General features: G+C 70.4%; 5 protein-coding genes. All 5 read right to left on the bottom strand.

Annotated features, from left to right (window positions below; translation table 11 throughout):
• Nucleotides 1–73 precede the first annotated feature (73 nt).
• Complete coding sequence (locus ACFV0Q_RS37750; RefSeq protein WP_385012055.1) at nt 74–628, bottom strand: adenine phosphoribosyltransferase; 555 nt, start codon at nt 626–628, stop codon at nt 74–76.
• Nucleotides 625–1,686, bottom strand: a complete 1,062-nt coding sequence (gene secF, locus ACFV0Q_RS37745; protein WP_385012053.1) for a protein translocase subunit SecF — start codon at nt 1,684–1,686, stop codon at nt 625–627. The genes ACFV0Q_RS37750 and secF overlap by 4 nt, the downstream gene beginning before the upstream one ends.
• 3 nt (nt 1,687–1,689) lie before the next feature.
• Nucleotides 1,690–3,483, bottom strand: coding sequence for a protein translocase subunit SecD (gene secD, locus ACFV0Q_RS37740; protein WP_385012052.1), 1,794 nt, complete (start codon nt 3,481–3,483; stop codon nt 1,690–1,692).
• Between the two features lie 150 nt (nt 3,484–3,633).
• Nucleotides 3,634–4,128, bottom strand: coding sequence for a preprotein translocase subunit YajC (gene yajC / locus ACFV0Q_RS37735; RefSeq protein WP_385012049.1), 495 nt, complete (start codon nt 4,126–4,128; stop codon nt 3,634–3,636).
• 164 nt (nt 4,129–4,292) lie between these two features.
• A complete protein-coding gene (gene ruvB, locus ACFV0Q_RS37730; RefSeq protein WP_385012046.1) occupies nt 4,293–5,366 on the bottom strand; it encodes a Holliday junction branch migration DNA helicase RuvB in 1,074 nt (357 codons plus the stop codon).
• Nucleotides 5,367–5,529: the final 163 nt, after the last annotated feature.

The raw sequence follows: 5,529 nt of genomic DNA, 5'->3' as shown, positions 1-5,529 counted from the left end.
CGGCAGCGGCGCCGCACACGAAAGCGGCGGGCCCCGGGAAGTCCCGGGACCCGCCGCTCGGCGTCGAAAGGCGTCAGACCACGATCAGCGCGTCCAGCGGAGCGCCGTGGAGCGCGGGGGCCAGCTTCGCGCGTCCCGGCAGGAACGACAGCTCCATCAGGACGGCCACTCCGGCGACCTCGGCCCCGGCCCGCCGGATCAGCTCCAGCGAGGCCTCGGCGGTGCCGCCGGTCGCCAGGACGTCGTCGATGACCATGACCTTGTCACCGGCCGACAGGTCCTCCGCGTGGACCTCGATCTCCGCGGTCCCGTACTCCAGCTCGTAGGACTGCGAGAGCGTCGCGCCCGGCAGCTTCCCGGCCTTGCGTACGGGGACGAAGCCGATGCCCGCCTGGACGGCGACCGGGGCCGCGAGGATGAAGCCCCGCGCCTCCAGCCCGACGATCTTCGTCGCGCCGTACCGGGCGGCCAGTTCCACCAGCGCGTCCGTCAGCGCCGCGAAGGCCTTCGGGTCGGCCAGCAGCGGGGTGATGTCCTTGAACATCACGCCCGGCTTCGGGTAGTCGACGACGTCCTTGATCCGGCCGAGCAGCAGCTCGCGGACCTCGGGCGAACAGGCGGTGCTCAACGGCGCCGCCTCCCCTGACCGCCCTGGGCCACGACCTGCGGGCCGCCCTCGGCGCCGGAGTCGTCGCCCTCGGGGTCCTCGCCCTTCGCCGCGGCGGCCGCACGCTTGGCGAGCACCCGCTTCTTCAGCGCCTTCATCGCCGGCTCGCGCTCCTTCAGGTCCACGACCAGCGGGGTCGCGATGAAGATCGAGGAGTACGCACCGGCCGCGAGGCCGACGAACAGCGACAGCGAGATGTCGTTGAGCATGCCCGCGCCCAGGAACCCGCCGCCGATGAACAGCAGGGCGGCGACCGGGAGCAGCGCCACGACCGTGGTGTTGATCGAGCGGACCAGCGTGCCGTTGATGCTGCGGTTGGCGATCTCGCTGAACGTGTAGCGGGTCTGCTTGGTGATGTCCTTCGAGCCCTCCTTGAGACCGTCGAAGACGACGACGGTGTCGTAGAGGGAGTAACCGAGGATCGTCAGCAGACCGATCACGGTGCCCGGGGTGACCTCGAAGCCCACCAGCGCGTAGACGCCGACGGTGATGGTGAGGTCGTGGATCAGCGCGATCAGCGCCGCGACCGCCATCCGCCACTCGAAGGCGATGGCCAGGTAGATCACCACGAGGACCATGAAGATCGCGAGGCCCGTCCAGGCCTTGTTCGCGATCTGCTCGCCCCAGCTCGGGCCGACGAGGTCGGTGTTGATCTGGGCTTCGGTGACCTTCAGGTCGGCGGCCAGCTGCTTCTTCACGGGAGCGGCGGAGTCGGTGTCCAGACCGGAGATCTGGATGCGCATGCCGCCGGTGCCGAGCTGCTGGACGATCGCGTCGTGGCCCGAGGACTTCTCCGCGTCCTCGGTCACCTTCGCGACGGAGACCGCCGTCTTCGGGGTGGTGAAGACGGCACCGCCCTTGAACTCGATGCCCATGTTGAGGCCCTGAACGGCCAGGGCCACGATCGCCGTGATGGTGATCAGGATGGAAACGCCGTACCAGAGAAAGCGCTTGCCGACGAAGTCGTAGCCGACCTCACCGCGGTACAGCCTGGCGCCGAGATCTCCCAGCTTCGACATCTCTCACGCCTCCTTTGCGTCGACGGGGGCGGGGACGGGACCGCTGCGGCGGGACCGGCGCAGCGGCGGCTTGGCACCGAGCCGCTTCGGGTCCAGCCCGGACCACGGGTGACCGCTGGAGAAGAACTTCGTGCGCGCCAGCAGCGTCATGACGGGCTTGGTGAAGAGGAACACCACGACCACGTCGAGCAGGGTGGTCAGACCCAGCGTGAACGCGAAGCCCTGGACCTTGCCGACGGTGACGATGAACAGCACCGCGGCGGCGAGGAAGGACACGAAGTCGGAGACCAGGATGGTGCGCCGGGCACGCGGCCAGGCACGCTCGACGGCCGGACGCAGGGTGCGGCCCTCGCGGATCTCGTCCCGGATGCGTTCGAAGTACACGATGAACGAGTCCGCCGTGATGCCGATCGCGACGATCGCGCCGCAGACGGCGGGCAGGTTCAGCGCGAAGCCGATGCCCTTTCCGAGCAGCGCCATGATCGTGTACGTGAGGACCGCGGACACCATCAGGCTGACGATGGCGAGGAAGGCGAGGCCCCGGTAGTACATCAGCAGGTAGATCACCACGAGGGCGAGGCCGATGGCGCCGGCGATCAGGCCGGCCTTCAGCTGCTCGCCGCCGAGCGCGGCGGTGACGGTGGTGACGCTGTCCTCCTGGAAGGACAACGGCAGGGCGCCGTACGAGAGCATGTTGCCCAGGTCCTGCGCGGTCTGCTGGGTGAAGCCGCCGGAGATCTCGGCGTTGCCGCCGGTCAGCGCCTGGCTGACGGAGGGGTCGGAGACGACCTCGCCGTCGAGCACGATCGCGAACTGGTTCTGCGGGGACTGCTTGGTGGCCAGCTCACCGGTGATCTTGGCGAACTTGTCGGCGCCCTTGTCGGAGAACTGCATCGTGACGATCCACTGGCCACGCTGCTGGTCGATGACGCCCTTGGCCTCCTTGACGTCCTGGCCGTTGACCTGGGCCGGGCCGAGGACCCACTTGCCCCAGGTCCCGCCGCGCTTGCCACAGGCGAGCATCGGGTCCTCGGGCTTGGCGCCCTTGCCGGCGGCGGCGCGCTGGTCTTCCTTGGTGCAGTCCAGCGCGGCGAACTTCGCCTGCAGGTCGGCGACGGCGGAATCCACCGGCGGCGTGCTCGCGGGAGGAGTGGCCGGCGGGGTCGCCTTGCTGTCGTCTGCCTTCTTCGACTCGCTCGCCGAGGGCGAGGGAGTGGGGGTGCCCGGGGCCTTGAGGGCCTCGCTGAGCACACGGCCCTGGGAAGTGGCGCTGGACGACGGGGTGGCCGGGGCGGAGGGCTTGCCGCTGCCCTCGGCCTTCGGGGCACCGGAACCGCTCGCGGAGGGAGCCGGCGTGCTCGGGTTCGGCTGGGGGGCCACCGGGGCGCCGTCGGCGAAGGCGAGCACGGGGCGGAAGTAGAGCTGGGCGGTGGTACCGACCTGCTCGCGCGCCTGCTGCTCGTTCGTCCCCTTGGGGATGTTCACGATGATGTGGTCGCGGCCCTGAGTCTGGACCTCGGCCTCCGAGACGCCGAGACCGTTGACGCGGCGCTCGATGATGCCGACCGCCGTGTTCATGTTGGTCTCGTTGACCGCGTCCGGCTTGCCGGGTTCGCTCTTGGCCTTGAGCGTGATGCTCGTACCGCCCGCGAGGTCGATGCCCAGGCGGGGGGTCGTCTGCTTCGTGAGGAACATCCCCGCGGTGAGCGCCACCATCGCGATCAGGATGACGGCCAGGGCGCGCCCCGGCCTCCCCTGAGCCCCCGTGGGCCGCCGGCCCTTCTTCGGTGCTGCCACCTTGTCGTTTCTCCCTGTCCAACCGTCCCGCGCCGGGTCAGCGCGCGGACGGCCACGAAATGTGTGGTGGGGACCCCTGCCCCCCGCAGAAGTTCACTGCGGGCACCGCGGCGGCCGCCGGTCAGGCGCCACCGCGGTACCGGCCGGACGCTACTTGGCGCCGGCCTCGCCGTCGGACTTGCCGTCCTTCGGCTCGTCGCCCTTGGACTCGTCGCCCTTGGGCTCGTCGCTCTTGCCCAGGTCGAGCTTCGGGGTCTCGTCCGCGTCGGCGTCCTTCGACAGGTCCGTCTTCGGGGCGTCGGCCTCGGTCAGCGAGGAGGCGTCGTCCGGGACGACCGGCGTGTCGATGGTCAGATCATCGGTGGCGCCGTGGACGATGCGGTTGTACTCCTCGTCGTCGAGGACGGCGCCGATGGAGTTCTTCGCGTAGATCGCGTGGACGCCGGGAGCCACCTCGAGGGTGACCGTGTCCTCACCGATCTCCTTCACCGTGGCGTACATGCCGCCGATGGTGCGGACGCCGGTGCCGGGCGACATTTCGTTACGCATCTGCGCGGCCGCCTGCTGCTTCTTCTTGGCGGAGCGGGTCATCAGGAACATCGCCCCGATGAGCACGATGAACGGGAGGAGTGTCACGAGATTCACGGGACGGAGATCCTTCGCACGACCGCACGGGAGACGGCCAATTTCTACGGGGGTGGGCACGCCGACCCGAAGGGTCGGCATCGGCGGAGTCTAGGCGAGTCCGCACCGATGGAACAACGCCCAGCATGGCACCGCAGTTCCTGACCGGTCGAACCTCCGCGCCGTCAGGCCCCGAACAAGCCCTGTTGTCCGCTTGATCCACCCATACCCTGCTGCGGGGGGACAAGCCCCAGGTGGGCCCATGCGGCAGGGGTCGCGACCCGGCCGCGCGGGGTGCGGGCCAGCAGGCCCTCCCGTACGAGGAAGGGCTCGGCCACCTCCTCGACGGTCTCGCGCTCCTCGCCGACGGCCACGGCCAGGGTGGACAGCCCGACGGGGCCGCCGCCGAACAGCTTGAGCAGGGCCTCCAGGACGGCCCGGTCCAGCCGGTCGAGACCGCGCGCGTCCACCTCGTAGACCTGCAGGGCGGTGCCGGCGACCTCGCGGGTGATCACCCCGTCCGCCCTGACCTGGGCGTAGTCCCGGACGCGGCGCAGGAGGCGGTTGGCGATGCGCGGGGTGCCGCGGGAGCGGCCGGCGATCTCGGCGGCTCCGGCGGTGTCGATCTCCAGGTCGAGGAGGCGGGCGGAGCGGTGGATGACCCGTTCCAGCTCCTCGGGGGAGTAGAACTCCATGTGCCCGGTGAAGCCGAAGCGGTCGCGCAGCGGCGGGGGCAGCAGGCCGGCCCGGGTGGTGGCGCCGACGAGGGTGAAGGGCGGCAGCTCCAGCGGGATCGCGGTGGCGCCGGGGCCCTTGCCGACGATCACGTCGACGCGGAAGTCCTCCATCGCCATGTACAGCATCTCCTCGGCGGGCCGGGACATGCGGTGGATCTCGTCGAGGAAGAGGACCTCGCCCTCCTGGAGGGAGGAGAGGATCGCGGCGAGGTCGCCCGCGTGCTGGATGGCGGGGCCGGAGGTGATCCGGATGGGGGCGCCCATCTCCGCCGCGATGATCATGGAGAGGGTGGTCTTGCCGAGGCCCGGCGCGCCGGAGAGCAGGACGTGGTCGGCGGTGGCGCCGCGCTGCCTGGCCGCCTTGAGGACGAGGTCGAGCTGCTGGCGGACCTTCTCCTGGCCGACGAACTCGCCGAGGTCCTTGGGGCGCAGGGCCGCCTCCACGGCGGTGTCCTCGCCGTCGGCCGCAGGCGCGACGAGCCTGTCCGGCTCGGAGGTGTCGGTCTCGTCGTCCCAGTTCACGGTGTCAGTCTGCCTTCTGGTTCGTGCGGTGGTGTGTCATGCGCGGCCCGTCTCCCGGGGCTCCGCCCCCGCCCCCCCACCAAAAAACCCCGAGGGGCGGGAATTATGCCCGTGCCGCCGGCCAGGAACACCCGGATTTATGGGGGGGGAAACAAGCCGCCCC

The organism is Streptomyces sp. NPDC059564 (genome assembly GCF_042735575.1).
Lineage (GTDB): Bacteria > Actinomycetota > Actinomycetes > Streptomycetales > Streptomycetaceae > Streptomyces.
The sequence above is the reverse complement of the archived record's forward strand: the minus strand, read 5'-3'. Positions and strand labels throughout refer to the sequence as shown.

Coding starts and splice junctions, on each gene's coding strand:
- secF (WP_385012053.1), bottom strand. CDS start 1,686: ATGTCGAAGCTGGGAGATCTCGGCGCCAGGCTGTACCGCGGTGAGGTC.